The organism is Nioella nitratireducens (assembly GCF_001879715.1).
Classification (GTDB): domain Bacteria; phylum Pseudomonadota; class Alphaproteobacteria; order Rhodobacterales; family Rhodobacteraceae; genus Nioella; species Nioella nitratireducens.
Genome location: NZ_MNBW01000022.1, coordinates 17,674 through 42,849, shown reverse-complemented (window position 1 = coordinate 42,849; position 25,176 = coordinate 17,674). Strand labels below are relative to the sequence as shown.

At 61.0% G+C, this 25,176-nt stretch carries 22 protein-coding genes and 2 pseudogenes; 20 read left to right on the top strand and 4 right to left on the bottom strand.

The window, feature by feature from the left end; all coding sequences use genetic code 11:
* Positions 1-90 precede the first annotated feature (90 nt).
* From BKY27_RS20270 to BKY27_RS20410, 7 genes are all read left to right on the top strand, one after another.
* The gene (locus tag BKY27_RS20270) at positions 91-255 is read left to right on the top strand and encodes a hypothetical protein (RefSeq protein WP_165375273.1); all 165 of its coding nucleotides are present in this window, start codon (positions 91-93) and stop codon (positions 253-255) included.
* Between the two features lie 525 nt (positions 256-780).
* Positions 781-1,584, top strand: coding sequence for an RNA polymerase sigma factor (locus BKY27_RS17025; protein WP_071675690.1), 804 nt, complete (start codon positions 781-783; stop codon positions 1,582-1,584).
* A complete protein-coding gene (locus BKY27_RS17020; RefSeq protein WP_071675689.1) occupies positions 1,574-2,122 on the top strand; it encodes a hypothetical protein in 549 nt (182 codons plus the stop codon). The genes BKY27_RS17025 and BKY27_RS17020 overlap by 11 nt, the downstream gene beginning before the upstream one ends.
* Positions 2,109-5,522: an ATP-dependent helicase gene (locus BKY27_RS17015; protein ID WP_071675688.1), complete on the top strand. Its 3,414-nt coding sequence runs from the start codon at positions 2,109-2,111 to the stop codon at positions 5,520-5,522. The genes BKY27_RS17020 and BKY27_RS17015 overlap by 14 nt, the downstream gene beginning before the upstream one ends.
* Positions 5,523-5,591: 69 nt before the next feature.
* Positions 5,592-6,446 (top strand): multiubiquitin domain-containing protein, encoded by an 855-nt coding sequence (locus BKY27_RS17010; RefSeq protein WP_071675687.1) that lies wholly within the window; start codon positions 5,592-5,594, stop codon positions 6,444-6,446.
* Positions 6,446-7,837 carry a ThiF family adenylyltransferase gene (locus BKY27_RS17005; RefSeq protein ID WP_071675686.1) on the top strand — a complete coding sequence of 464 codons (1,392 nt, stop codon included), beginning with the start codon at positions 6,446-6,448 and terminating at the stop codon, positions 7,835-7,837. Before BKY27_RS17010 ends, BKY27_RS17005 begins: the two co-directional genes overlap by 1 nt.
* Before the next feature lies 1 nt (position 7,838).
* Positions 7,839-8,204, top strand: a complete 366-nt coding sequence (locus tag BKY27_RS20410) for a DUF6527 family protein (RefSeq protein ID WP_071675685.1) — start codon at positions 7,839-7,841, stop codon at positions 8,202-8,204.
* A gap of 224 nt (positions 8,205-8,428) precedes the next feature.
* Here the strand turns inward: BKY27_RS20410 and BKY27_RS16995 are convergent.
* Positions 8,429-9,753: pseudogene (locus BKY27_RS16995) on the bottom strand (transposase).
* Positions 9,754-9,992: 239 nt separating this feature from the next.
* Positions 9,993-10,301, bottom strand: a pseudogene (locus BKY27_RS20405) (H-NS histone family protein); the annotation flags it as partial.
* A gap of 425 nt (positions 10,302-10,726) precedes the next feature.
* On the opposite strand from BKY27_RS20405, the gene BKY27_RS16985 reads away from it, so the two are divergent.
* Entirely contained in the window at positions 10,727-11,131 is a 405-nt protein-coding gene (locus BKY27_RS16985; protein WP_009820080.1) for a single-stranded DNA-binding protein, read from the top strand.
* 114 nt (positions 11,132-11,245) lie between these two features.
* On the opposite strand, the gene BKY27_RS16980 is transcribed toward BKY27_RS16985, so the two are convergent.
* Positions 11,246-12,322 (bottom strand): hypothetical protein, encoded by a 1,077-nt coding sequence (locus tag BKY27_RS16980; RefSeq protein WP_158514997.1) that lies wholly within the window; start codon positions 12,320-12,322, stop codon positions 11,246-11,248.
* A 234-nt stretch (positions 12,323-12,556) separates the two neighbouring features.
* Here BKY27_RS16980 and BKY27_RS16975 point away from each other — a divergent pair, with 234 nt between their 5' ends.
* From BKY27_RS16975 to BKY27_RS16930, 10 genes are all read left to right on the top strand, one after another.
* The gene (locus BKY27_RS16975) at positions 12,557-13,756 is read left to right on the top strand and encodes a DUF932 domain-containing protein (RefSeq protein ID WP_071675683.1); all 1,200 of its coding nucleotides are present in this window, start codon (positions 12,557-12,559) and stop codon (positions 13,754-13,756) included.
* Between the two features lie 126 nt (positions 13,757-13,882).
* Complete coding sequence (locus tag BKY27_RS16970) at positions 13,883-14,323, top strand: JAB domain-containing protein (RefSeq protein WP_071675682.1); 441 nt, start codon at positions 13,883-13,885, stop codon at positions 14,321-14,323.
* A 109-nt stretch (positions 14,324-14,432) separates the two neighbouring features.
* A complete protein-coding gene (locus BKY27_RS16965; RefSeq protein WP_071675681.1) occupies positions 14,433-14,951 on the top strand; it encodes a DNA repair protein RadC in 519 nt (172 codons plus the stop codon).
* Positions 14,952-15,054: 103 nt separating this feature from the next.
* Positions 15,055-15,546 (top strand): DUF6878 family protein, encoded by a 492-nt coding sequence (locus BKY27_RS16960; protein WP_071675680.1) that lies wholly within the window; start codon positions 15,055-15,057, stop codon positions 15,544-15,546.
* 10 nt (positions 15,547-15,556) lie between these two features.
* The gene (locus BKY27_RS16955; RefSeq protein ID WP_071675679.1) at positions 15,557-15,934 is read left to right on the top strand and encodes a DUF6915 family protein; all 378 of its coding nucleotides are present in this window, start codon (positions 15,557-15,559) and stop codon (positions 15,932-15,934) included.
* Between the two features lies 1 nt (position 15,935).
* Positions 15,936-16,133, top strand: coding sequence for a hypothetical protein (locus BKY27_RS16950; RefSeq protein WP_071675678.1), 198 nt, complete (start codon positions 15,936-15,938; stop codon positions 16,131-16,133).
* Between the two features lie 75 nt (positions 16,134-16,208).
* Entirely contained in the window at positions 16,209-16,628 is a 420-nt protein-coding gene (locus BKY27_RS16945) for a hypothetical protein (protein WP_071675677.1), read from the top strand.
* The gene (locus BKY27_RS16940; RefSeq protein WP_071675676.1) at positions 16,621-17,265 is read left to right on the top strand and encodes an antitoxin of toxin-antitoxin stability system; all 645 of its coding nucleotides are present in this window, start codon (positions 16,621-16,623) and stop codon (positions 17,263-17,265) included. The genes BKY27_RS16945 and BKY27_RS16940 overlap by 8 nt, the downstream gene beginning before the upstream one ends.
* A 57-nt stretch (positions 17,266-17,322) precedes the next feature.
* Complete coding sequence (locus tag BKY27_RS16935; RefSeq protein WP_071675675.1) at positions 17,323-17,916, top strand: AbiEi antitoxin N-terminal domain-containing protein; 594 nt, start codon at positions 17,323-17,325, stop codon at positions 17,914-17,916.
* Positions 17,909-18,931, top strand: a complete 1,023-nt coding sequence (locus tag BKY27_RS16930) for a nucleotidyl transferase AbiEii/AbiGii toxin family protein (RefSeq protein WP_071675674.1) — start codon at positions 17,909-17,911, stop codon at positions 18,929-18,931. Before BKY27_RS16935 ends, BKY27_RS16930 begins: the two co-directional genes overlap by 8 nt.
* A 24-nt stretch (positions 18,932-18,955) precedes the next feature.
* Here the strand turns inward: BKY27_RS16930 and BKY27_RS16925 are convergent, their stop codons facing one another.
* On the bottom strand, positions 18,956-19,252 hold the full coding sequence (locus tag BKY27_RS16925) for a hypothetical protein (protein ID WP_071675673.1): 297 nt from the start codon (positions 19,250-19,252) through the stop codon (positions 18,956-18,958).
* A gap of 177 nt (positions 19,253-19,429) precedes the next feature.
* Between BKY27_RS16925 and BKY27_RS16920 the strand changes: the two genes are divergently transcribed.
* Together BKY27_RS16920 and BKY27_RS16915 are read left to right on the top strand one after the other, a co-directional pair.
* Positions 19,430-23,791, top strand: coding sequence for a strawberry notch family protein (locus tag BKY27_RS16920; protein ID WP_071675672.1), 4,362 nt, complete (start codon positions 19,430-19,432; stop codon positions 23,789-23,791).
* 3 nt (positions 23,792-23,794) lie between these two features.
* Positions 23,795-24,826 (top strand): DUF7146 domain-containing protein, encoded by a 1,032-nt coding sequence (locus BKY27_RS16915; protein WP_071675671.1) that lies wholly within the window; start codon positions 23,795-23,797, stop codon positions 24,824-24,826.
* The last annotated feature ends 350 nt before the right edge of the window (positions 24,827-25,176 follow it).

Below are 25,176 nucleotides of genomic sequence, written 5' to 3'. Positions count from 1 at the left end.
ACGCACCCGGTGATGTCAGCCAGTCTTCGGGCCTGCGGGGTCCTGTCGCGCGGGGGATGGTCCCCCGCCTCCCAGACTGGAGCCAAACAGATGTCCCGCAAAGATGCACACGCCTTCGCCGCCTCCCTCGCCGCCACGCTCATGGTCTCGATCGTCGTCTTCCAGGCAGGGGATGGAACCTTCGGCGCCGTCCCCGCCGATGAAATCGACGGCGACGAGGTTCAGGTGCTGGTTGAGATTGACCCGTGGGCTTAGGCTCACGGTTACCTCGACACGCTCCCGCGGGGGCGCAAGTGCGCCTCCTGCTGCGTCGCTGCGCTCTCGCACGGTACCGGTGAGATATCCGGAACAGCGGACCGTCGAAGGCGCAGGGCCAAACGCCTTGAAACCGCAAAAGTGTCAGTCGCATGCGACTGCCACAACGTCAGGATGATCGAGTGTCCGACCCTAAGGAAACATCCGGCAGCCGATTGCCATGCTGCGTTTGAAGCCCCTATTGCCGCTATTCGTTGCGCTCGCAAAACTTAGTATTGGCCAAATTTACACAACGCAGGGACTTTGAACTAATGGGATAAACTGCCTTCCCATCACTGCCATTTAATGACTGCTTGCAATGCTGCGGTATGACCAGTCAAACCGGCCTTTCGACTTGCGAACATGGTACGTCTATCATTCTCGCGTAGACGCATATCAAATGTGTGCTCGACTCAGTTGAGCATTTGCCGCTTAGGTTCGCCTCGTGGTAGTGGTGCGCTAAGCAACGATCAAAAGTGTATCTGAATGAGTATTGATCCACTAAGAAAACGTAAAATCAGCGGCGAATTTTATACCAGACGCCCGCTGATCACCGAATATATTGAAATGAGCCTCACATGGTCGTTCGAGAAATTAATGGACAGCGCAGCCATAAGAGACCGGCGACATAGTCAATATGTGCCTTCAGAAGTTCTCATGTTCTATTTGCGCCAGACAAAGTCAGACAACGCGGACGGTCGGTTCATTCGGCTCTACGATATATTGCGCGATCGGGTCGAAGCGGCGTGCCCACGAGCAAGCCGCCAAGTTGGCGACAAAATCCATGAAGATGCGCGCCTCGCTGAAATCCGTGACGCGACGGTAGATCATGTCACCGAGCTGATGTTCACCGATAGGCAGAACTATGACGAGCAACTCGATATCTACGAGGTCGTCTTCGACAAAGCGGTGCGGTCGGCGCACATCACGAAGCTCCGCAAGGTGAACCGTCGGGAAAACGCAAGTGAGGACGTCGAGGACGCGGTCACTGGCGAAGTGCGTGCCGTCGTCGAAGCGGCACTAGAACGCTATAAAAGGGGTAACCTCACAGCTGAGGACGATCTTGATTACCGGATTCATGTGCGCCGTGCGATTAACGCTTTACCGACAGATGAACGAGAGGTGATTGATTTGATGCTCGCAGACATTCCAATTGAAACGAACAAAGATGGCGAACGCTCGATGACGGAGCTTCTGGGCTGCGTGGAGAAGACTGCACGCAACCGGCGCGACCGAGCCTTTGCGAAGATCCGGCAAGCACTGGCGCTGGAGATAGATAATGGCAAATAGAGATGATGTTCTTAACGACTTCACAATCGAAGAGGAGTTGTCGCCTGAAACGCTGAAAGTGTATCTCCAACGCTATCCGGAATACACCCAAGACCTCCTCGCGCTGTTCAACGAACTTTCCATGAACGATTTGGAGGTTGCAGAGGCGAGCCTTTCGCTTGAGACCAAGGCCATGAGCGCGGAGGTCCTGCGCGTCCAACATGTCCGGCAAACACTGTTTGGCAGCGGTTTACGAGAATTTGCGCGTGACCTTGGCCTTCCCCGAGGCTTTTTTACCGGTCTGAATGCCGACATCGTATATCTTGCTTCGATGCCATTGGGGCTGTTGAAGGCGCTGGCAAAAAAGCTGGATGTGCACATTCAAGACGTGATCAGCGGCATGCAGCAAGGAGATGGGCAGGCCGTTGCGATGAAGTCCGATGGGAAACCAGGTAATGAGGCGCCTATCGGATTCGAGACCTATGTCGAACATGCTGATTTGACCGAGGAGGAGCGGCGCGCGTTAAATACGTTGCTCGCGGACGATGGATCGGATTGAAACCATAAGAGCGTGCGCGGCTGACCTTCACGCGCAGTGTCGAGAGAAAGGTGGCGACCCAAACCGCCCCTATGAGTTTGCGCTTTGCGAGGCCAAACGACGCGATCTGGAAGTCCGGAAACGCCCTGCAGGTAATCCGCAACTTAAAGGCGGGCGGGCTGTTCTTCAGAAAACGTCCGCAACTATTCTGCATGAAGACACCGGGAACGCGTTTCTCGATGCATTTTTGGTCGCACATGAGATTGGACACCACGAGTTTGGCGGTGAAGTGGATATTCCGCCAACCATGGAGATCGACCCCGCGCGTTCCGCAGATCCATCATCGGTGGGTGGGGAACGTGTGGTCGACTACAGCAATCGTGCGCGCGAGGAGGTCCAAATGGATCTGTTTGCACGTGAGTTTCTGTTTCCGCGTGCTCTCGCCTGGTCTTGGCATGTCGAAGAGTGCTTGAGCGCAGAAGAGATTACCAAACGGCTTGGGGCTCCCTACCCGATGGTGGCGGTCCAACTGTTCGACGCACTTCTTCTTCCGCCGATTGAACCTGACAAAGATACGGTATCACCGCCAAAGCCTTTGAACGAAGAACAAAAGCGGGCAGCAGAACACGAAGGAAAGGCCCTACTTTTGAAGGCCGGGCCGGGAACTGGAAAGACACAAACGCTCGTCGGCAGATTGTCCGTTCTAAAGAACCGCAGCGTCGAGCCCGAGAGCATTCTGCTTCTGACCTTCTCGAACAAGGCCGCCGGTGAAATGACGGATCGCGCCATGTTGGCTTGGCCAGAAGCGGCCGGGTCCGCATGGATCGGGACGTTTCATTCCTTCGGGCTCGATCTTCTGCGGCGGTTCCACGACCGCGCAAACTTGCCTCCAGACCCACGTCTGATCGATGCGACCGAAGCGATTGCGCTTCTCGAAGACGAGTTTCCGCGCCTGAGGCTGACGCATTTCAATGATCTCTGGGACCCGACCGACAACCTGCGGTCCATCCTGTCAGCGATCTCGCGCGCCAAGGACGAGGTCGTCGACCAACATCGCTACCGTGTACTGGCGCAGCAGATGGCTGATGCCGCGGACACGGAGGAAGACCAGATTGCCGCTGAGAAATGTCTAGAGATTGCGTCGGTCTACGACCTTTATGAGCAACTGAAGTTGGAGCGCGGCGCGGTCGATTTCGGTGATCTCGTCGCGCGCCCGACGGCATTGGTCGAATCCGACGAAGCCGTGCGCAAGGACCTTCAGGATCGGTATGAGCACGTTCTTGTGGACGAATATCAGGATGTGAACCGCGCCAGCGTGCGGTTCTTGCGCGCTCTGAAACCAGATGGTGGCAACCTCTGGGTTGTGGGAGACGCCAAGCAATCCATCTACCGCTTCCGGGGCGCGTCGTCTTACAATATCGACCGGTTCGAGACGGACGACTTTCCCGGCGGAACTTCAATGCAACTCAGCACCAATTACCGTTCGTCCCAGGAAATCTGCGATGCATTCAGCACTTTTGCAAAAATTCGAATGGAGGCCACCAGTTTCCAAGCGCATGCGTTCAAGGGCAACAACGGTGCAGCGCCGTCTTTCCTTTCGGTGGAGTCGAAGGACCATGAGGTCGACGAAATAGCTGCCCGCATAACCGCTGCCCGAGCTGATATGGGCTCGTTTCGTGATCAAGCGGTCATCTGCAAGGGAAATGCGCGGTTGGCGGAGATCGCCGCTGGTTTGGAGGCGCGTGGAATCCCTGTTCTGTTCCTCGGGCCATTATTCGACCGACCGGAAATCAAGGAAGCGCTATCGCTCCTGTCGCTCGTGGTCGACCCCAGAGCAATGGGACTGACATGCGTCGCCTCAATGCGGTCATTTCAGATGCCCATCGAAGATATCGCCCTGGCAATCGAGGCTATCCGGGACACGAAGAAGCCCCTTCCTCTCAACTGGCGGACCATTTTGGATGCGGCAGATGGGTTGAGCGAAAGTAGCCAAGCCTCGGCGAAAGCCCTTATCGACGCTTTCGACGGGATCGAGCCCACGGCGACCGCCTGGCAAGTGATCACGAAGATCTATCTGGATCGCACACGGCTTGCGGCCGATATTGCAAAGCAGGCTCGTGATGGCAACGCCAACCCCGCGCTTGCCTTCTGGCAGTTCCAGAACTTTCTGCGCTCCGCTCTCCCGGAAAAATCAGGATATCCAGTCCGCGACCTTCTGGAACACATCCGACGGTTGGTGATCCTCTCAGATGAGCGCGATTTGCGCGATCTTCCTAGCGCTGCTCAGAGCATAGACGCTGTTCGTCTGATGACGATCCACGGGAGCAAGGGTCTTGAGTTCAAGGTGCTACACCTTCCGTCTTTAACAAGCGGCTCGATCCCGCGCTCGGCCAAACAAAGCCGCGGCCTTCCCCCGCCGGATGGCATGATCGAGGGCCCGGTGTTTCGCGGCGGCGAGGCAATAGATGCCGGCCATGATGAGGAACAGCGATGTTTGTTCTTCGTTGCGCTATCCCGGGCAGAAGACGGTCTGTTCCTATACGCGCCCAGCAAAAAATCTAATGGTTATCGGCAGAGTCGGTCCAGTTTTGTCGACGACATCTCCGGCCAACTGTCAATTCAAGAGCCGATTTCCGCAGTTAGAGATGTTGTCGGAGAGGCTGAGCGCTTCACGTTGCAAGTCGATGGCGTAGCCCGTATGTCGCCGTCGCAACTGGCGACCTTCGACAAATGCCCACGGCGGTTTTTCTTTGCTCATGTTCTTCAAGTTGGGGGGCGTCGCATGGAGTCGGCGCCCATGCGGATGCATAATGCTGTGCAGGCTGTCGTTGATGAACTGACGGCGCGACCCGCCGAGATGCCGGACGAGACAGAGTTAAGGACGATCATCGAAGCTGCCTGGGTCGCACATGGACCTACGGAGCATGGCTACGCCGCCGAGTATCGACAGATTTCCGATGATTTGTTGCAGTTCTTCTTCCAGCTTCGGCGGAGTGAGACCCGGAAGGTACCCCAATCCCTATCGCTTAGGTTTGAAGATGCGGAGATTGTCGTGTCGGCCCATGAGGAGATCGAGACCGGTCACGCGACGGTTTTCCGACGTATCCGCACGGGACGCAAGACGAGCACAGCATTGGATGCGCTCGATGCTGCGGCGTTTCAGATTGCGGCAGAAGGGCGTGGGGAAGCGGAATTCGTGTATTTGACGGGCGGTGATCGGGATCGTTTGAACATGTCAGAGGGTAAAATCAGCACCAGAAAGAAGAAGATCGCGGACGCCGCGATCTCCATCATCGAGGGAAGGTTCCCACCAAACCGTAGTGATCGATGTGCGCGGTGCCCTTACTTTTTCATCTGCAATCCGCCGCCATCCGGCACGCTGAGAAAAAAGATTGGATCTAGCTTACCGGATACTTCCTGACGCCGCGATTGTCCTTGTGAAGGCGCAGACATGGGGTCTGCGTTCTGTAACACTACAAGGACTAACAATATGAAACCGCAAGGAAATGATCCTCGCTTCCGTGTTCTCATCGCCGATGAGGACCTCAACTTCAAGAAACACGTCTTCGACGATCCCAAGGTTCTGGGACGCCAGTTGATCGAAGCCGCTGATGGGCACCCTGTTGATGAACATGTGGCCATCGCAATCCTGCCCAACGGCGACTTCGAAGACATCCGGCTCGACGAAAGCTATGATCTGCGCGGTCGTGGTATCGAGAGAGTGCTGGTCGCCCGCTCTGATCGCAACTTCAAGTTCAAAATCGACGACGCTGATCTCGAATGGCCCCGAGCCTGCGTCAGTGGCTTCGTGTTGCGCAAACTGGCCAAACTGCCGCCCAACTACAATCTCTGGCAAGAGATCCCAGGGCAGCATGACAAGAAGATCATCGATACGGATGTAATTAACCTGGCCGATGCCGGCGTTGAGCGGTTCGTGTCACTGATTGATCAAACGACGGAGGGCGATGCCCTTCCGTCGAAGGACCAAATCTACCTTTCCGGTCATGGGTATGAGTTCGAAGTAGTGACAGAGGGCGGCAACACAGGCACCATCCTGAAAGCTGTGCCGCTTCCGGCGGGCAAGTTCGACCATTTGTCGGCTGACGTTCTGATCCTACTTCCCAGGGGCTATCCCGACTGCTCGCCGGACATGTTCTATGTCTCGCCGAAGCTCACCCTGGTGGACACGGGCCAAGTTCCAAAAGCTTGTACTGTTGAGCACCGTTTTGGTGGTCGCGTTTGGCAGCGTTGGTCGCGCCACAACACTGCCTGGCGTCCGGGGGTCGATGGTCTGCAAACCATGGTCGCCCGCGTTCAAACTGCTCTAGCGGAGGCACGGGCCTGATGGATGCCATGGACCTCATCCTTTTGGAGCCGCATGAGGCGCAAATCCAGTCCCTGCTCACGGCAGGGGCAGGATCGGAGCGCTCGGCCTACATGCTTTTTGGCATTGCTGATATCGAGTGTGATCCATGGTCAAATCAACCTCGGCGGCGTTTGGTTTCGCATCGGTTCGATCCGGTTGGCGATAACGAACTCGTGTCGGCGTCGGGGCGCCATGTCACCTGGCAAACCGATGGATTCATGCGACTACTAAACGAAGCCAAGACGACTGGCCTCACCCCAGCTCTCGTTCATACCCACCCGAAGGGCAAAGCGCGTTTTTCCGAACAGGATGACCGTAACGAAGCCGAACTCGCCCGCACAGCCCTATTGAAGGGAATGCAGGGTCTGGTGAGCATTATTATCGCAGAGAATGGCGACCTCGCCGCTCGGATCTGGACAACAACTGAAAATGCTGTCGAAATTGGACGTATTCTGCATTCTGGACCGCGCTTACGGATTTCTGGTCTCACCGGAACTCCGGCGAAATTCTTGGATCGTCAGGTCCGGCTTTTCGGCGACGATGCATCACTGCAAGTGTCAGGCTTTCGCTGCGGAATCGCTGGCGGCGGCGCAACTGGAAGTGCGGTGTTACCGCTGCTTTTGCGGCTTGGAGTGAAAGAGGCAGTCCAATTCGACAAAGACATAGTGGACCTGACCAATCTCAACCGCCTCCACGGGGCGCGGCGATCAGATGCTGATGCGAAGTTGCCAAAGACCAATATTCACGCACGAACTGTCGAGGAATCGGCTCTCGGTATGAAGTTGGTAAGCGTCGACGCTTGGGCCGGAGACCCGGTGACATGGGAAGCACTCAAAGCCTGCGACGTGATTTTCTGTTGCACAGACGATCATGCAGGTCGGCTGTTTCTGAATCGATTTGCAAGGTTTTACGGCATCCCTGTCATCGACGTCGGGCTGGCCATGCAGCGACGGACGGAAACTGCATACGACCTCTTTGCCCGGGTCTCGACACTTGTGCCGGGTCACCCTTGCTTGCTGTGCGGCGGATATGTCGATCCGCGCCGAGCCCGGGAAGAAACGTTACGACGCGATGATCCCGATAGCTATCAGCGGTTGAAAGAGGAAGCCTACGTCTTGGGCGAGGGCGATCCATCTCCAGCCGTGGTAACTTTTACGACCGAGGCCGGAGCGATGGCGGTCAATGAGTGGCTGGCGGGTATAACCGGACTTGCCGGAGAGGCCGGTATGTTGCCAACCCGCATGCGGCGATTTCACGCCCGAGACGAACGTAAGCCCTTGGTTGAACCGCAACCGGATTGCCCTTGTTGCAGCCAGGAAGCGACGCTCGGCCGCGCTGACATGCAACCATTTTTGGATGTGGTGAGTTGACATGAAACACATGATCACACGACTTTTCCGTCGGTTGCATCTTCTGCGTTTCGATTTTTTGACGACCCGCGCACCAAAGATACCAGACCGGTCGATGATCGCCCCGGAGGAGCTCACCGTCGTAGAAAACGGCGATATCAAGAAGTGGGCCTGCCTTAACTGTCCGGGCGGATGCGGGGAACTCATCACTCTTTCTCTTAACCCAAACCAACGACCGCGGTGGCGGATCACCGAAGATTTCTGGTCCCGCCCCACCGTACATCCTTCCATCCACCAGAAGAACGCATGTGGATGCCATTTCTGGATCAAGAAAGGGGAGATAAACTGGTGTCGGGGTGGACGGCCTTCCAATCTGGGGCAAAGATGAAATCGATAGATGCTGTCCTGAAAAACAGAGGCCAGACTAAGGTCCGCTTTAGGGTAACCATCCGGCGTGGGCCGTCTGACGAGATTTCGGCGGCGGTGCTAAGTCCATGGCGAGATAGATAATCCTGCCGCAGCGAATGCCCGCATTCCGCCGATTCTGTGGAAAAACACCCGTTCGCGAGCGCAGAATCCTGGCATCCGAAAGCGGCGCAAGCGCCTTTTCTGTCAGGCTTTTCGCACTTGCTGCGGTGCGGGAAAGATCTTGGCCAACTTCCGAAGGTTCTGGGCGGTGGCGGCGAGCAGGAATTCGTCTTTTGCACCGCATGGGCCGCGTAGTCGAAGCCTTCCGAGCCCGAGGATGCGCTTGAGGTGCGCGAAAAGCATCTCGACCTTTTTTTTCCGGAGCTTCATCGATATCTCGTATTGCCTGGTCTTCGCGATATCCCGGGCGGCCTGACGGGCGTCTTCGTGTTCCTCGCGGGTGATGGAGCGGAAGTCCACGTGGGGCAGCAGCGTGACTTCGATGGGCAGGCCTGGCAGGTGTGTTTCAAGCAGCGGTATTTGGCGACACCCTTGCCGGTCGGTCCCCGGTTCGGATCGGAGTAGTTCCGGCGGAACTGCTTCAGCTCGAGGCCTTCGGGGCAGATGTATTGATCGTTCTCGGCGTCCCACTCGAAGTCGGCTCGGGTCCAGGTGCCGTCGCTGCGCCCGGAATGGTCGAGCACCGGAATGTGCGGGGCGATCTTGCGGTCGACCAGCCAGCCCAGCATCGGTCCGGTGCCGTAGGCGGTGTCGGCTATCAGGCGCTCGGGATGCAGGTTGAACTTGGCCTTCACCCGATCAAGCATGGTCTTGGTCGATCCGACTTCGGCCTGCCGGATCGACCGCGTCGCCTCGACATCAACGATGACGCCATGATCCGTGTCGATCAGGTAGTTGTCGGAATAGCTGAAGAATGCCGGCCCCTTGCGCGCCGCAGTCCACTGGCTGGCCGGGTCGGAATGCGACGTGAACTTGGGCTGGACCTCGCTGGCGGCGCCAAACGCTGCCTCGTCCAGCGTTTCGAGATACTCGCGCACCGCACGGGGCGCATCGGCCTCGATCAGGCTGGCGTCGATGGCCATGCGCTGGCCGCTGACCAGACCTTCCTCGATGCACCGAGCGACGGTCGTCTCGAACAGGTGGCGCAGCAATTCGCTGTCGTGGAAACGCCCGTGCCGGTTCTTGGAGAACGTCGAGTGATCAGGGACCCGGTCGCTCAAATCCAGGCGGCAAAACCAGCGATATGCCAGGTTCAGATGCACCTCTTCACACAGCCGCCGTTCCGACCGGATGCCGAAGCAATAGCCGACCAGCAGCATCCGGATCAGCAGTTCGGGATCGACCGACGGACGGCCTGTATGGCTGTAGAAATCCGCAAGGTAGGCGCGGATACTGCTCAGATCGACAAAACGGTCGATGGATCGAAGCAGGTGATCCATGGGGACGTGATCCTCAAGCGAGAACTCGTAGAAAAGTGCAGCCTGCGCTTCCTGTCTCGGTCCCAACATTGCTCAATTCTCCCGCCGGTCCGAAGAATTGAATCAGTAACTTACGCTTCGATCAAGCACGAGTTTTTCAACAAAATACGCCGTCTGTTACGGTCGCTCGAAGGGTGCAGGTCAGCCACACTGGCTGCCCATATGAGGCCACTCTTTTCCTGCGCGGCGCCAGGCCAAAATGACCGGATCAGGCAACGCGCAGCCTCGGGCACTTTAGCCGCAGGGTTGGTAAACTCTGAGCGGGTTTCCAGATCACCGGCAGTTGTGCCAGCAGCTAGCGCGTCCACGAACCACGGCGGTTTACGCCCACGACCGGACCAGGTGATGGTCGGGTTGTCAGGGTGCTGGTACTTTGGTGCGACTGGGGCGCGTTTGGGTTTGCTATCTGTCCCGACCAGTTCCGCCAGGGAGTAGCCCATTTCTCTGGCCACAGCTTCCACCTTGGTGCGGGCTTCCGCTTTCTGTCGATCCTCTTAGGTGGAGATCGCGTTGGCGACGTCCTTCTGCATTTTCTTCAACTTGGTGAGCGACAGCGCCTCGATGTCGTAGTCAGCCATGCAATGCCTTGTGGCCTAAGTGTTCCGGTATCGATTCCCGTCGTGGCATGACCCCGCAACTCCCGTAGGCAGGGCGCAGGGGGCGAGGGTTGGTTGATCCAAAGTATCTGCTGCCTTGCGTGCTGGGCTTGGGTTCAGGCGGTTCCGACTGGCAGGATGACAAGGTCTGGCATGGGCTCCCCGCGCCTCTCTGGCTTTTGGTCCATCCCTTCGACTGACAATCCCCTAATCCCGTTCGGTCTCCTGCGCGCAACCCCGCGTCAGCCCGGGCCGTGTTGGCCGCCTGTGGCGTCCTGCCCGCTCCACCCCGGGCCTTTGGGGGTTTCCGATGTCCATGCTGTCCACCGTGCACGCGTCACCCGCCGGGCTTTTTCAGGGTCTTGTCGAAGGGACGTTCCCGAAGACAGGAAACACAGGAGCTTATCATGCAGAACATCGTCATCCTCGCCGGCAACATCGGTCAGACCCCCGAAGTCCGCACCACCCAGGGCGGCACCAAGATCACCAACTTCAGCCTCGCCACCTCCCGCCCCCGCCTCTCGGAAGGTCGCGTCCTGCGCGACGAGAACGGCTACCGGGTCATGGACACCGAATGGCACCGCATCACCTGCTTCAACGGTCTCGGCAAGACGGTCGCGGAGCATTGCGAAAAGGGCATGAAGGTCCTCGTCCACGGCCGCATCCACTATACCAAGTGGATCGACAGCATGGGGAACGACCGCTACGGCTGCGAGATCATCGCCGAGAAGGTCGACTTCCTGAGCCGCCCGAAGTCGGCCGAGACCGAAAACCCCGAGCTGGTCGACCGCGACGACGAGATCCCGTTCTGAAAGGAACGGGGTCTCCCCCTCGGGCCCGGCGGGGCAACCCGCCGGGTTCGCTGCGCTGCTACAATGTAGCTTCGAGTCGACTTTGGCCGATGATGCAATTTATTTGAACGGCAGCTATTTGCCGAGCAGTGCACGCATTAACGGGTTCGTCATGGCAATGTCGGGCATGCTTTCTGGTCGGTATGGAATACTGAAATTAATTAAGTCGTCGGACTCGCGCGAAGCTTCGACACCAATACTCTCAGCCATGTCCTCTAAGACATCGCCAATTGCCTCGAAGGCATCCAGATTCTTCCATTTCCCAAATTCGCTCCAAAGCGCTTCGTGCACTTCAATTAAGCGTTCGTAGAACGGAGCAAACCACCCAAACTCAGACTCGTCGGTGAGAGCAGGCGGATGCGTTTCTGGGGTTTCCTGCGCGGCTGCGGCACCCACAAAGTAAGATGAATACTTTAGCAGATCGCCGAGCTTGCCATACACTTCCCCTACAATCTGCCCAACATCCCCGTGGGTCCGATATGCCTTGATCAGCTCATAGCATTGGCCCCTGGTATCGCCCAACACCTTGACCAAGGTTTCGAGGTAACCCTCTGCGGGGTCATATCCGATAGAGCCGGCGATGCGGCATACTGCATACTCATCCCACGTTGCCAGAATTACCTGCCAGCGCATGTTGTCTAGGATATTTCTATGTGTTTTCTGAAGAAGAAACCCGGGGAAAGACCTGTCAAATGCTGCTGTCACCTCCACATGCGCGCATTCGTGCGCAACTAGATGAAGCGATTGCCAGAAGTATTCGGTTTCCTCCCCGGGTTCTTCTAGGATGCTGAGCGCGTAGTTCGCGTTAAGTACTAGATGCGTTTTGATCACACCGTCGCGAATTACCGTGGGTGCCATTGCAACACCGATGGCGACACCTTTGGTGGCGGTGAGTGTGTAGGTTGTCTTATATCCACGATCAAGATCAGCTAGTGCCTCGTCGTAGTCGAAGGCGACGGTGACGCCATCCAGGTTGGCTAGGTCAATGGATTGACTGATGACGCTGAGAACGGAATGCAACTTGTACATCGCCTCCTTGGCGTAGTCCTCATCTGCAAACATTCTGGCGGAAAACTGAAGATCGCTCGGAATCGTAACGCCTTGTGGCAGTTCGTCGGTCTTGCCCTCTTCATCCTGCATCTTGCTCACCATTCACCCGCTAAGTCTGAGATTCCCCGCGCACATCTAGATATGGACACATACTGTGCTGGCACAACCGAATCTGGGTAAGAAATTCGGAGATGGCGCAGGCGCAGCGAGCGCCCGCATCGTCCCGCATTGCTGCCGCTCGTGCCTCTCCTGAAGAGTGAAAGAAAGGCTGACTGCTTTCGCGACAGGTTGAGGGCTGGGAGAGTGGCTCCCGGCGCCTGTCACGGGAGATAGCCGATGGGCGTTGTAGAAGTTCTGGATCCGGTGCAGCCGACGCGGGCGGGTGGCTGGAAAGTGGATGTGAGCCGGGGAGAGCGGAACGGGCGAGTGTCGTCCGAATGGTTCAACCGCCCGGATGACGAGCGGTATCTGTCGCTCGATGATCTCTGGGCTAATGTGAAAGGCCGGTCGGAGCGCAGCCGCAGCCGTGTGGTGCAGACGGCTGACATCCGCGTCGAGGCTGCGCGCGACAACCCCGAGCGGTTGCATCTGATGCTGCCGAAGGCACAAGAACCGGTCGCGCCGACGCATTGGGCGTTCGGCCAGCTTGCCAGCATCGTCGGCGCGCCGGCGTCCTACCTGCGGCAGTTGCCCGCGCCGCTGGCGGGGATCAATCTGCAATATGGTCTGACCAACCACCGCGCCGAGCAGGTGAAGACTTTTGAGACCGAGGATGGCCGCACGGAACTGCGCGCCGTGACCGGCCCCGATTACGGCCGCATCCACGATTTCGAGCTGGTCGAGGCGGTGCAGCGCATCGCGGGCAATGGCACCGGCGACACGCGCTGGAAGGTGCCGGGCGTGCTCGACTGGTCGACCGGGGTCTACAACCCTGATGTCGAGATCAGCCGCGACACGACCACGCTTTATGCCTCGGACCGCGATGTCTTCCTGTTCCTGGTCGATGATCGCAACCCGATCGAGGCGGGCAAGTTGCCCGACGGCTCCCCCGATCTCTACTTCCGGGGCTTTTACTGCTGGAATTCGGAGGTGGGCGCCAAGACCCTCGGCATGGCGAGCTTCTACCTGCGGGCAGTGTGCCAGAACCGCAACCTCTGGGGCGTCGAGGATTTTCAGGAGATCCGGATCCGCCATTCGAAATACGCGGCCTCGCGCTTTGCCCATGAGGCGGCCCCGGCGCTCACGCGGTTTGCCAATTCCTCGCCGCAGGGCTTCGTGAACGGCATCAAGGCTGCGCGACAGCAGATCGTGGCGCGCAGCGATGAGGATCGCGCGGATTTCCTGCGCAAGCGGGGCTTCTCGAAGGCGGAGTCCGGCAAGATCATCGAGAAAGTGCTGATGGAGGAAGGCCGCCCGCCCGAGAGTATCTTCGACTTCGTGCAGGGCATCACGCGGCTTGCGCGCGACAAGACCCAGCAGGATGCCCGCCTCGACATGGAAGGGCGCGCCAAGAAGCTCCTCGACCGGGTCGGCTGACAGAGCCCCCACGCAGCGATCGCCCGACACCGGGGCGGTCGCTGCAGCTATTTCTCAACATGCACGCCGTTGGCTTTGCCCAGAAAGGGCAGGGGGCTTCGGCGTGCGCATTTCAGCGAGACACCCATGACTCCCCAGGAAGAAACCGTCATTCTCGAGGCCCGCGATATCCTCGGCCGCTATCTCAGCCAGAACCCGGTTATCGGCAGCTGGCAGGCGCTGATGGACTACTGCGCGCTGACCGTCCGCGGCCCAGTCGAGCGCTTCCACGTCCTCTACCTCGACCGCAAGAACCGCATCATTTCCGATGAGCTTCTGTCGACCGGCACGGTCGATCATGTCCCGGTCTATCCGCGCGAGGTGATCAAGCGGGCGCTGATGCTGAACGCCAGCGCCCTGATCCTGATCCATAACCACCCGTCGGGTGATCCGACGCCGTCCGAGGCGGATCTCAGCATGACCAAGGAGATCCAGAAGGGCTGCAAGTATCTCGGCCTCACGCTGCATGACCACATCATCGTCGGTGCCGGAACGGAGCTGAGCCTGCGGGCCCTCGGCAAGCTCTGATCGTGGCACCAGACTTGCTACCGCCGCCCCTTCGAGGAAGAGGGCGGCGGTTTGGTCTTTGACGGATGAGGCGGGGAGAGTGGCTTCCCGCGCCGTTGGAGACATTGCTATGTTTGATCTTCCCCTGCCGCTCCAACCGAGCCCGCGCCCGATGGGTCCTGTCGCAAATGGTGGGACTGTCGCTTCTAATCCCAGCCTGCCTTTCGCGCTGACGCGGATGCACCGGACGCCTGCAGCGTTGATGTCGGGCACCGCTGCCCCCGTGGTCGTTGAGCGTTTTGCGACCTTGGCTGATGCCATGCAGGGGGCGTTTGAGCTTGCCGAGGACAACGGCTCCGATGCAGCGCCGCAGCTTCTGGCTATCCTTGATTGCGACCAGCGCCTGGTTCTTGCCGGGGCCGCCAGTCATGGCGCTGTGGCTTGGTGCCACCCTGTCGCCAATGCCCTTGAGGCGCGGGCCGTCGTGACCGAGGCGGTTCAACTTCGCGCCCAGGCTGGCCGTGCCATTGATTGGCACGAGCCTGAATTGGCGCAGCGGCTGCGTCACCGTGCTGATCTGCTGGATGCGCGTCTGGTCGATCCGCTGTGGCGCGCTTTTGCCGCCCGGGCGCTGCAGATCGCGGCGTGACGCCCGAGAGACAGAGGAGGGCTGGGAAGGGTTTGAGCCTTCGGGGGCCAGAAGAGTGCGCCACCCGGGGGGTCTGACCTGTCCTCACCGAACGGAGTTATCCATGACCCAGACTGAACCCACTCTGGCCGCCCCGCTGCGGCCTTCCACCGTCGATTTCGGGGTGATCCTTGCCGCGCATGCCGAACGCACCGCCCGGACCCTCGCTCTGCGCCCGGGCAACAAAGACCGGCTCTTCGATGGTCTCATTGCCGCCGGCATCACCCATGTCACTGTGACCTTCGACGTTGCCGGGGACAGCGGCCAGATCGAAAGCATCGGCGCCTGGTCCGGCGAGACCGCCGTCGAGTTCCCGGCGACCGAGATCGCCTATGCGGCACTGACCTGGGACGACCCCGAGGTCGAGATGCGGCAGCTCTCGCTGGAAGATGTCGTCGAGCAGCTGGCCTACGACTTCCTCTCCGACGCCTATGGCGGTTGGGAAAACAACGACGGCGCTTACGGCGAGTTCTGCTTCGACGCATCCGCACGCTGTATCCATCTGGAGTTCAACGAGCGCTTCACCTCGTCCGAACTCTACACGCACGATTTCTGAGGGGGCGGCGATGGCACATCCCTATCACCACGCCCTGTCCTCGGTGAAGAAATGGGGCGGCACGGTCGATGATTTCATCGCGGTGCATTCCTGGTTCGACCAGAGCAAGGAGATCACAGCCGACTTTCGGCACCGGGCACTGCGCCACCATGCCGAGGGCATCTTCATGGCCGAGACGATCTTCGGGCCGACCCTCACCCTCTCGAACGGGCGCATCATTCCGACCCGCTGGGTCGGCGAGCAGCATGTCAAGGAAGACCTCGGCTTCATCCCAAGCTTCGCCGACTGGGTGAAGGCCATCCGGCCCGAACCCTGGATGGGCCGGTCCGAGCGGATCGAGGCGCAGGTCGATCCGCATCTCGCCTCGCCCGTGGTCGCGGTCAGCTGACATGACCGATCCAGCATATCAGCGCCTCGGCTTGCCGGCGACGGCGTCGCCCTACGCCGTCCTGCGCGCGGCGGTCCGGGCGCTTCACCCGGACACGCGCGCCGTGCGCAGCTTCCGGACGGCGCGCAAGCGCTTCTACCTGCAGATGCTTTGTGCGCATGCCGCGCGACAGGCGGCGGGCGACGATCCTGCCAGCTGATCGCTCCCGACCACCCCCTCATCCCCACATAGCGCCCGGCCATTTGGCCGGGTCTTCCCCATTCAGGAGGTCCCAATGGCGGATTACTTCACCCATTTCTCGTGCCTGCTCGACGTTGGCACCCCCGACAAAGCTGCCCGCGCGCTCGCCCTGTTCCAGAGCTTGCGCGAAGCCGATCAGGATGCCGAGGACCCGGAGGTCGCAGGCTTCGACCTCGTGCGCCAGGACGCGCCCGAAGGCAGCACCCTCTGGATCCATGACGACGAGCACGGTGATGTCGAGGCGGTCATCCGCTTCGTGCTGCGCATTGCGGAAGAGTTTGATCTCACCGGCCTCTGGGGCTTCCAGTATGCCCTGACCTGCTCCCGACCCCGCCTCGACGCCTTCGGCGGCGGCGCGCATGTCATCGACCTCGGCGCGCGCAAATCCGTCGGCTGGACCAGCACGCAAGAATGGCTGGCCGCCGCGCTGAATGGGGAGGACGTCGATGCCTGAGGTTATCTGCACAACAGTCTACCAGTTCCCGGAACTCTCGGATGCAGCCAAGGATAAGGCGCTCAGCTGGTATCGCGAGCTCGGCCTCCATGACGATTGGTGGGAAGCGGTCTATGAGGATTTCGAGCGGGTCTGTGAGCTCCTCGGCATCCGTCTAAAGACCACCCCCGTCCGCCTGATGGGAGGCGGGGCGCGGGCCAAGCCCTGCATCTGGTTCTCCGGGTTCTGGAGCCAGGGCGACGGTGCCTGTTTCGTAGGCTACTGGTCCCACGCCAAGGGCGCGGCCGCGCACATCCGGGACTATGCGCCCCAGGACGCAACCTTGCACAGTATCGCCGACCGCTTGCAGGCCATCCAGCGGCGGAATTTCCACCAGCTTGCCGCCGAGGTCAGCCATCGCGGGCGCTACTACCACGAATACATCATGTCGATCGACGTCACGCGCGACAGCCCGACCTGGCAGCCGCCGACCAAGGACGCCGAGGAGATCGTGACCGAGGCGCTGCGCGACCTTGCCCGCTGGCTCTACCGCCAGCTTCAGAGCGAATACGACCACCTTACCTCGGACGAGTCCGTTGAGGACGGCATCATCGCCAATGAATACACCTTCACGGAAGGGGGGCGGCGGTTTGGGTGAGAACGCAGAGTTGAAAACTGTCAGAAAACCGCTTATGTTTCTAACAAAGGAGCGATCATGGAGCGCATGACCGAAAGCATTATGCAAGTCGCAACAACGTTGCCGGAGGGGGTGCCCTTGGCAGCGAAGGGGCTTTTGCACCTCGGTTCGCGCGCGGCAGTCGATCAGACCCTCTCGCGCTTGGCCGCGCGTGGAGAGTTGATCCGGGCCGGACGCGGGATCTACATGCGCCCGGTCCAGACGCGCTTTGGCCCGCGTAGCCCCTCGGCCGAACAGGCGATCGAGGCGCTTGCTGCACAGAGAGGCGAGACGATCGTCCCAAGCGGCGCTTCTGCTGCGAATGCCCTGGGCGTGACGACGCAGGTGCCGGTTCAGTCGGTCTATCTCACTTCTGGTCGAAGTCGTGTACTCAGCCTTGGCCGTCAAGTGGTCGAGCTGCGCCACGCGCCGCGCTGGCAATTGACCCTTGGGAACAAGACCTCCGGGCAGGTCGTGCGTGCTCTTGCCTGGCTTGGGCCGGAGCAAGCGACCGGCGCTCTGCCTATCCTGCGTTCCAAGCTCACGGACACAGCGAAGATGGAGTTGATCACTGTCGCGCCGCAGTTTCCGACCTGGCTGGCACAAATGATCGGGAAACTGGTCCATGGCTGAGGCGTTCCTCCGCCTCAGCGCTGGCGACCGTCTGGACGCGCTTGGTGTCGCAGCCGATCAGCTTGGGCGGCCAAGCCATCTGCTCGAAAAGGACGTCTGGGTTGTCTGGGCGATCCAGCAGCTATTCGGATCGCCCATCGGTGCCAGTCTTGTCTTCAAGGGTGGCACCTCGCTCTCGAAGGCCTATCAGGTCATTGACCGGTTTTCCGAAGATGTAGATCTGACCTTTGATATCCGCGCGCTGATCCCGGATTTGCTGGATGGTCGTGAGGATGCCATGCCGGTCTCATCCAGCGAAGAGCGGCGTTGGTCAAAGCGGGTCCGACAGGCGTTGCCCGAATGGGTGGCAGGGACCGTCCAGCCGATCTTGCAGCAAGCCCTCGAGCAGGATGGGATCGAAGCCGAGCTTCGCCTCGACGGCGACAAGTTGTTCATCAACTATCCCAACCTCGCTCAAGGTACGGGATATGTTTCGCCGAGCGTGATGCTGGAATTCGGGGCGCGCTCCACCGGAGAGCCCGCATCTGCGCGCAACATTGTCTGCGATGCTGCTGCTGCGATTGAAGGCGTGGAGTTTCCGGTGGCGCGTCCCCGTGTCATGCATGCCGAGCGAACGTTCTGGGAGAAGGCGACGGCGATCCACGTGTTTTGTCTGCAGGCTCGCATGCGCGGAGATCGCTTCTCCCGACACTGGCATGATGTTTTCCGCCTGGATGAGGCGGGTATCGCTGCCGTAGCGATCGAAGATCGGGCGCTCGCGGCCGCAGTGGCTCGTCACAAGACGATGTTCTTCTCTGAAAAGACCGCCGATGGCGAAAAAGTCAACTACGACGCAGCGATTGCTGGACATCTTCAACTGGTCCCAAGTGGTGACGCCTTTGACCTCCTCGCGGACGATTATCGCCGGATGACTGAAGATGGTTTGCTTGCCACGGCACCAGAGCCATTTGACGTCTTGATGGAGCGGTGTGCTGACATTGCATTCAGGGTGAACACAGCTTTCAAAGCGGAATAGGCGACAGGGACATCGGACCCAGAGTCACTTGTTCCCGTCGATCCACTTCGACATCAGCCCCTTGTCGCGGAAACATTCGTCCGGCACGGCGCGGCGCTTGATCCGGGCGAGGCGTTCGGCGAAGGCCACCTGCTTGGACGTGGGCAGCCGGTCCATGTCGGATACTGTTTTCAGCCGGGCCTGTGCTTCGATCCAGGCGCTAAGCGACCGGCGGTCCTGCTGAACTTCCCAGGGCAAGAGGGTCCGGTTGCGTAGGGCGAGCGAGCGCGCATAAGCGATCTGCTTGGGCGTCGCAGGCAGGGCGTGTATGGTGCTGTCCATCGGGAAACTCCCTTGTTGGCTTGTTTCTCCAAATAGAACATAACGGGAACAAAATCAAGCCAAACGTCCGGGACGCCTCGGTTCGAGAGGAAGAGGAGGGCTGGGGAAGATGAGGCCTGAGGGTGCCCGAGAGAGGGCATCCGGGCCTGTTCCTATCCTTCATCCCGGAGTTTCCCGATGACCTATCTCGTGCCCGTTGCGCCTCCCGTTGCAGTTCCGTCCGCTGAACTCGCGCCTGCGATCCTCGCCGTCGCCGAAGCTCTTCAGCCCGATCTGGCCCAAGGGTTTCAGATCGATGCGCTGCGCCTGCGGCTTGAGATGGAGCGCGCCTTTGGCGGCTCCGATGCCGATGGCGCTTGGGACTGGAAGCTCGCCTATGAGGCGGGCGAGGTTGCGCTCGTCCTCTTCCTGCGGAAGTTCGGCCGCGCCCTTCTGGCCCGGGCGGGCTCACCCGCTGCGCTGCTGCCGATCCTCGCCAAGGTGGCGGGCCTCTTGCCCACGCATACCCGGCGTTCGGAGGAGATGGAGCGGTTCCAGCAGTTCTCGACGCCGCTGCCGATGGGGCTCGCGGCGCTCGCAGCGGCGCAGATCCAGCCCCGCGACCTGGTCCTCGAGCCTTCGGCCGGGACCGGACTCCTGGCGGTCCTAGCCGAGATCGCGGGGGGCAGCCTTGCGCTGAACGAGCTAGCTGACACCCGCGCTGATCTTCTGCGCTTCCTCTTTCCAGGGGATCCCGTCACAACCTTCGATGCCGCGCAGATCGACGATCATCTCGACGAGGGCGTTCGCCCGAGCGTTATCTTGATGAACCCGCCGTTTTCCGCCGTGGCCAATGTTGATGGCCGCAGCACCGAAGCGACAGCGCGGCACTTGCGATCGGCGCTTGCCCGGCTGGCCACTGGAGGACGGTTGGTCGCCATCACGGGTGCGAATTTTGCGCCCGACGCTCCAGCCTGGGCCGAAACCTTCACCCGCCTGACCGAGTCCGCGCATCTGGTTTTCACCGGCGCTGTGTCGGGGGCGGCTTTCGCCATGCATGGCACCACTTTCGAGACCCGGATTTCGGTCTTCGACAAATGCCATGGTGGCGAGATGGGTGGCGTCACCGCTGACCTGCGTCAGCCAATGTCTCCAGATGTAGCGCATCTCCTCGCCCGGATAACCGCCGAAGTTCCGCCGCGTCTCGAACTGGATCAGGCCGCAACGGCATGTGAGAGCCGTTCTTCCCTCTTCCCGGGAAACCCCGCCCTCACCACACGCAAACCCGTCAGCCGATCGCGCGCGACCTCCGCAGCTCAACCAGCGAAACCCGAAACGCCGATTGAGGCCGAGGAACTGGACTACGCAACTCGCGACGCCGCCGAGGACGAAGACGCCGCACGGCTGTCCGACGCGATCTACGAGACCTTCCGTTTGCAGGCTATCGACATCCCAGACGCCGCATCGCACCCGACCAAGCTTGTGCAATCGGCGGCCATGGCCTCTGTCGCACCGCCGAAACCCACGTACCGCCCCAAGCTTCCAGCCGCCATCCTGCGCGATGGCCTTCTGTCCGACGCGCAGCTTGAGACCGTGATCTACGCGGGCGAGGCGCATGGCGCGTATATCGCGGGGTCTTGGACTGTCGATGAAACCGGCGACATGGTCTCGGCCGCGCCCGACGATGCCGCGGACGCCGTCCGCTTCCGCCGGGGTTTCTTCCTTGGCGATGGCACCGGAGCGGGCAAGGGCCGCCAGTCGGCTGGGATCCTGCTCGACAACTGGTGCCAAGGCCGCCGCAAGGCGCTCTGGATCTCGAAGAGCGACAAGCTTCTGGAGGACGCGCAGCGCGACTGGTCGGCGCTTGGCCAGGAGCTGCTTCTGGTGACGCCGCTGTCGCGTTTCGCACAAGGCCGCGACATTCCTCTGACCGAGGGCATCCTCTTCACCACCTATGCGACGCTGCGCTCGGAAGAACGGGGTGCCAAGAAATCCCGCGTCGACCAAGTCGTCGACTGGCTCGGGGCGGATTTCGACGGGGTGATCCTCTTCGACGAAAGCCATGCCATGGCGAATGCCGCCGGGGGCAAAGGCGAGCGGGGCGATACCATGGCCTCGCAGCAGGGCAGGGCGGGTCTGCGCCTGCAGCACAAACTTCCGAATGCCCGCGTGGTCTATGTCTCTGCCACGGGCGCAACGACCGTCCACAACCTCGCTTATGCGCAGCGTCTCGGGCTTTGGGGTGGGGAGGATTTCCCGTTCGCTACCCGGTCGGAATTCGTGGAAGCCATCGAGGCTGGCGGTGTCGCGGCGATGGAGGTTCTGGCCCGCGACCTCCGGGCGCTCGGCCTCTACACGGCACGATCGCTATCCTATGATGGTGTCGAATACGAGATGCTCGAACACGCGCTGACCCCGGAGCAGCGCCGCATCTACGATGCCTATGCCGGGGCCTTCGCCATCATTCACAACAACCTGACCGCGGCGTTGGAGGCTGCAAACATTTCTGGCGAGAGCGGCACGCTGAACCGTCAGGCGAAATCCGCCGCGCGGTCAGCTTTCGAGAGCGCCAAACAGCGCTTCTTCGGCCATTTGCTCACCTCGATGAAGACCCCCACGCTGATCGCATCCATCGATGCCGATCTGGCTGCGGGTCACGCGGCGGTCATCCAGATCGTCTCGACGGGTGAGGCGCTGATGGAACGCCGCCTGTCGGAGATTCCGGCCGAGGAGTGGAACGACATCCGCTGTGACATCACTCCGCGGGAATACGTCCTGGACTACCTCGCCCATTCCTTCCCGGTACAGCTTTATGAGCCCTTCACAGACAGCGAGGGGAATCTGTCCTCGCGTCCCGTCACGCGGGACGGTCAACCGGTCGAGTGCCGGGATGCTGTAAGCCGGCGCGATGCTCTGATCGAAAGGCTCGCCTCGTTGCAGCCCGTCCCCGGGGCGCTCGACCAGATCGTCCAGCGCTTCGGCACCGATCTCGTGGCCGAGGTCACCGGGCGCTCGCGGCGCATCGTGCGCAAGGGCGAAGGGCATTCAGCACGGCTCGTGGTGGAGAACCGGGCTGGCTCGGCAAATCTCACCGAGACCCAAGCCTTCATGGATGACGAAAAGCGTATCCTGATCTTCTCGGATGCCGGCGGCACCGGGCGGAGCTACCACGCCGACCTCGGTGCCAAGAACCAGCGCCTGCGGGTCCACTACCTCCTGGAGCCCGGCTGGAGGGCCGATGCCGCGATCCAGGGCCTCGGGCGCACCAACCGCACCAATCAGGCGCAGCCGCCGCTCTTCCGACCTGTCGCCACGGATGTGAAGGCGGAGAAACGGTTCCTCTCCACCATCGCCCGTCGCCTCGACACGCTCGGGGCGATCACACGCGGCCAGCGCCAGACCGGCGGGCAGGGGCTGTTCCGACCCGAGGACAACCTCGAGAGCCCCTATGCCCGCGACGCCCTGCGCCAGCTTTACCGCCGCATTCATCGCGGCGATGTGGCGGGCTGCTCGCTCGGGGCTTTTGAGGACGCGACAGGTCTCAGCCTGACCGATGACAACGGTCTGAAGGACGACCTGCCACCCATCACCACCTTCCTCAATCGCCTGCTGGCGCTGACGATCGACATGCAGGCCGCGCTCTTCTCGGCCTTCGAGGAACTCCTCGACCAACGGATCGAGGGTGCTATCGCCGCCGGGGTCTACGACCTCGGGCTCGAGACGCTGCGCGCCGAAAGCTTTCGCGTCACGGATGCGCGGGTGATCTACACCCATCCCGGCTCCGGCGCGGAAACCCAGCTGCTGAGCATCGCGGAGAAACGGCGGAACACGCCGACCGCGCTCGCGGATGCGCTTGACTGGCTCGACGATCCAAAGACACGCCTGCTGGTCAACAGCCGCTCGGGTCGGGCCGCCGTGCAGGTGCCCGCCACCAGCCTGATGCTGGACGATGGCACCATCGAGCCGCGCCTGCGCCTGATCCGCCCGACCGAGGCCAGCACAGTCCCGGCGAGGATCATGGAGGACACCCACTGGCTCGAGGCTGACCGTGCAGCCTTCGCCGTCGCCTGGACCGCGGAACTGGCCGAGGTGCCCGAGTTCTCGGAAGCCACGCTGCACATCGTGGCGGGTCTGCTGCTGCCGATCTGGAAGCAGCTCCCCCAGGACGAAACCCGCGTCTACCGGCTGCAGACTGACGACGGTCAACGCATTATCGGCCGCCGGGTTTCGCCCGGCTGGGTCGCGACCACGCTTGCTGACGACGCACCGAAGCTCACGGCGGCGCAGGTCCATGCCCTCGTTCTGGAGGGCAAGACGGTCGTGCGGCTCGCCGAGGGGATGGAACTCCACCGATCCCGCGTCATGGGCGTGAACCGGATCGAGCTGTCCGGTTTCTCCGAGGCCGCCAAAGACCGGCTTAAGGCCGATGGCTTCTTCTCAGAGATCATTAGCTGGAAGCTTCGCCTCTTCTGTCCGACCGACCCTACCGGAATTGCCGTTCTGGAGCGCCTGCTCGCGCGTTGTCCTGTGACGGGACTACAGGAACGTGGAGGGTCTTGAGCCATGTATTCCGAGACCGAAGATGTGATCCGCGCTCTGGCGGAGAATGCAGAGAGCGTGTGTCGCGCCTACCTTCCCGCCGGACGGCGGGAAGGGTCCTACTGGATCGTGGGCGATTTGCAGAACAACCCCGGCCGGTCGCTCTTCGTGCGGCTGACCGGGTCCGCGTCCGGGCCGGGCGCGGCCGGCAAGTTCACCGACGCCGCCACGGGCGAGCATGGCGATCTTCTCGACATCATCCGCGAGAGGACCGGGATCTCCCGCTTTCCCGACCTTCTGGCCGAGGCCCGGGCGCATCTTGGCCGTCCGCAGCCGGTCCTTCCGAATACGCCAGTGCCGAAGAAGGCCAAGGCCCCCGGTGGCACGCCAGCGGCAGCGGCGCGAATGTTTGCAGCCTCTATGCCAGTCGCAGGCACGCTTGCTGACACCTACCTCCGCTCCCGGGGCCTTTCCCAAGGGGGCACGATGAGTGCCCTTCGCTTCCACCCGAAGTGCTGGCATCGGGATGAAGGCCAGACCAAGAGCATTCCCCGACCAGCATTGATCGCTGCGGTCACCGATGGGGCAGGGGCCCTGCAGGGTGTGCATCGGACTTGGCTGGCGCATGACGGCAAGGGCAAGGCGGCGGTCAAAACGCAGCGGCGTGCCATGGGTCACCTCCTCGGCAATGCCGTCAGGCTGACCCCGCATGAGGACATCCTTGTGGTCGGCGAGGGCATCGAGACCATGCTGTCACTTGTCGAGGCCGTGCCCGGCCTTCCCGTCTGGGCGGCGCTCTCGTCGGGTCACCTCGGGGCGGTCCTACTGCCGGAGGGGCTCCAGCGCCTCTATATCGCCATCGACCGCGATTCTGCCGGGCAAGGCGCGGCAGAGAGGTTGAGCGCCAGAGCCCTTGATGCCGGGATTGCCGTACGGGTGCTGGAACCCCGGCTCGGGGATTTCAACGATGATCTCCGGGCGTACGGGGCGGAGGCGCTGCGCCAGCATCTGGCAGGGCAGATCGGGCCCGAGGATTGGTATCGCCAGTCAGGCTGAGCAGCATCGCGCGGTGAGCAATCTGGGACAGCGGGACGCGGATCACGGGTCCCTGTCATGGTTCTGGACCGTCGCTTTGCCTCTTCCCGGGCAATCTCATCCATCCGTCACCCACACGGCCTTCAAGAGATGGGCAGGCGGCCGTCAAAGGGGCCGCCCCTTCAAGGACGGGGGGTAACTGATTTCCGCCGGCGGCAGAGCCGCCTTTGCATCGCGAGACAAATCAGCCGCCCCCCGTCCTCCTCCACATGCGTTCCGGCCCCGAAAGGGGGTGAAGGGGCGTCCCCCGTGACGGCTTTCGCAGCCCATGAAGGCCGCGCGGGATGACGCGCGGACGAGACAGGCCCGGA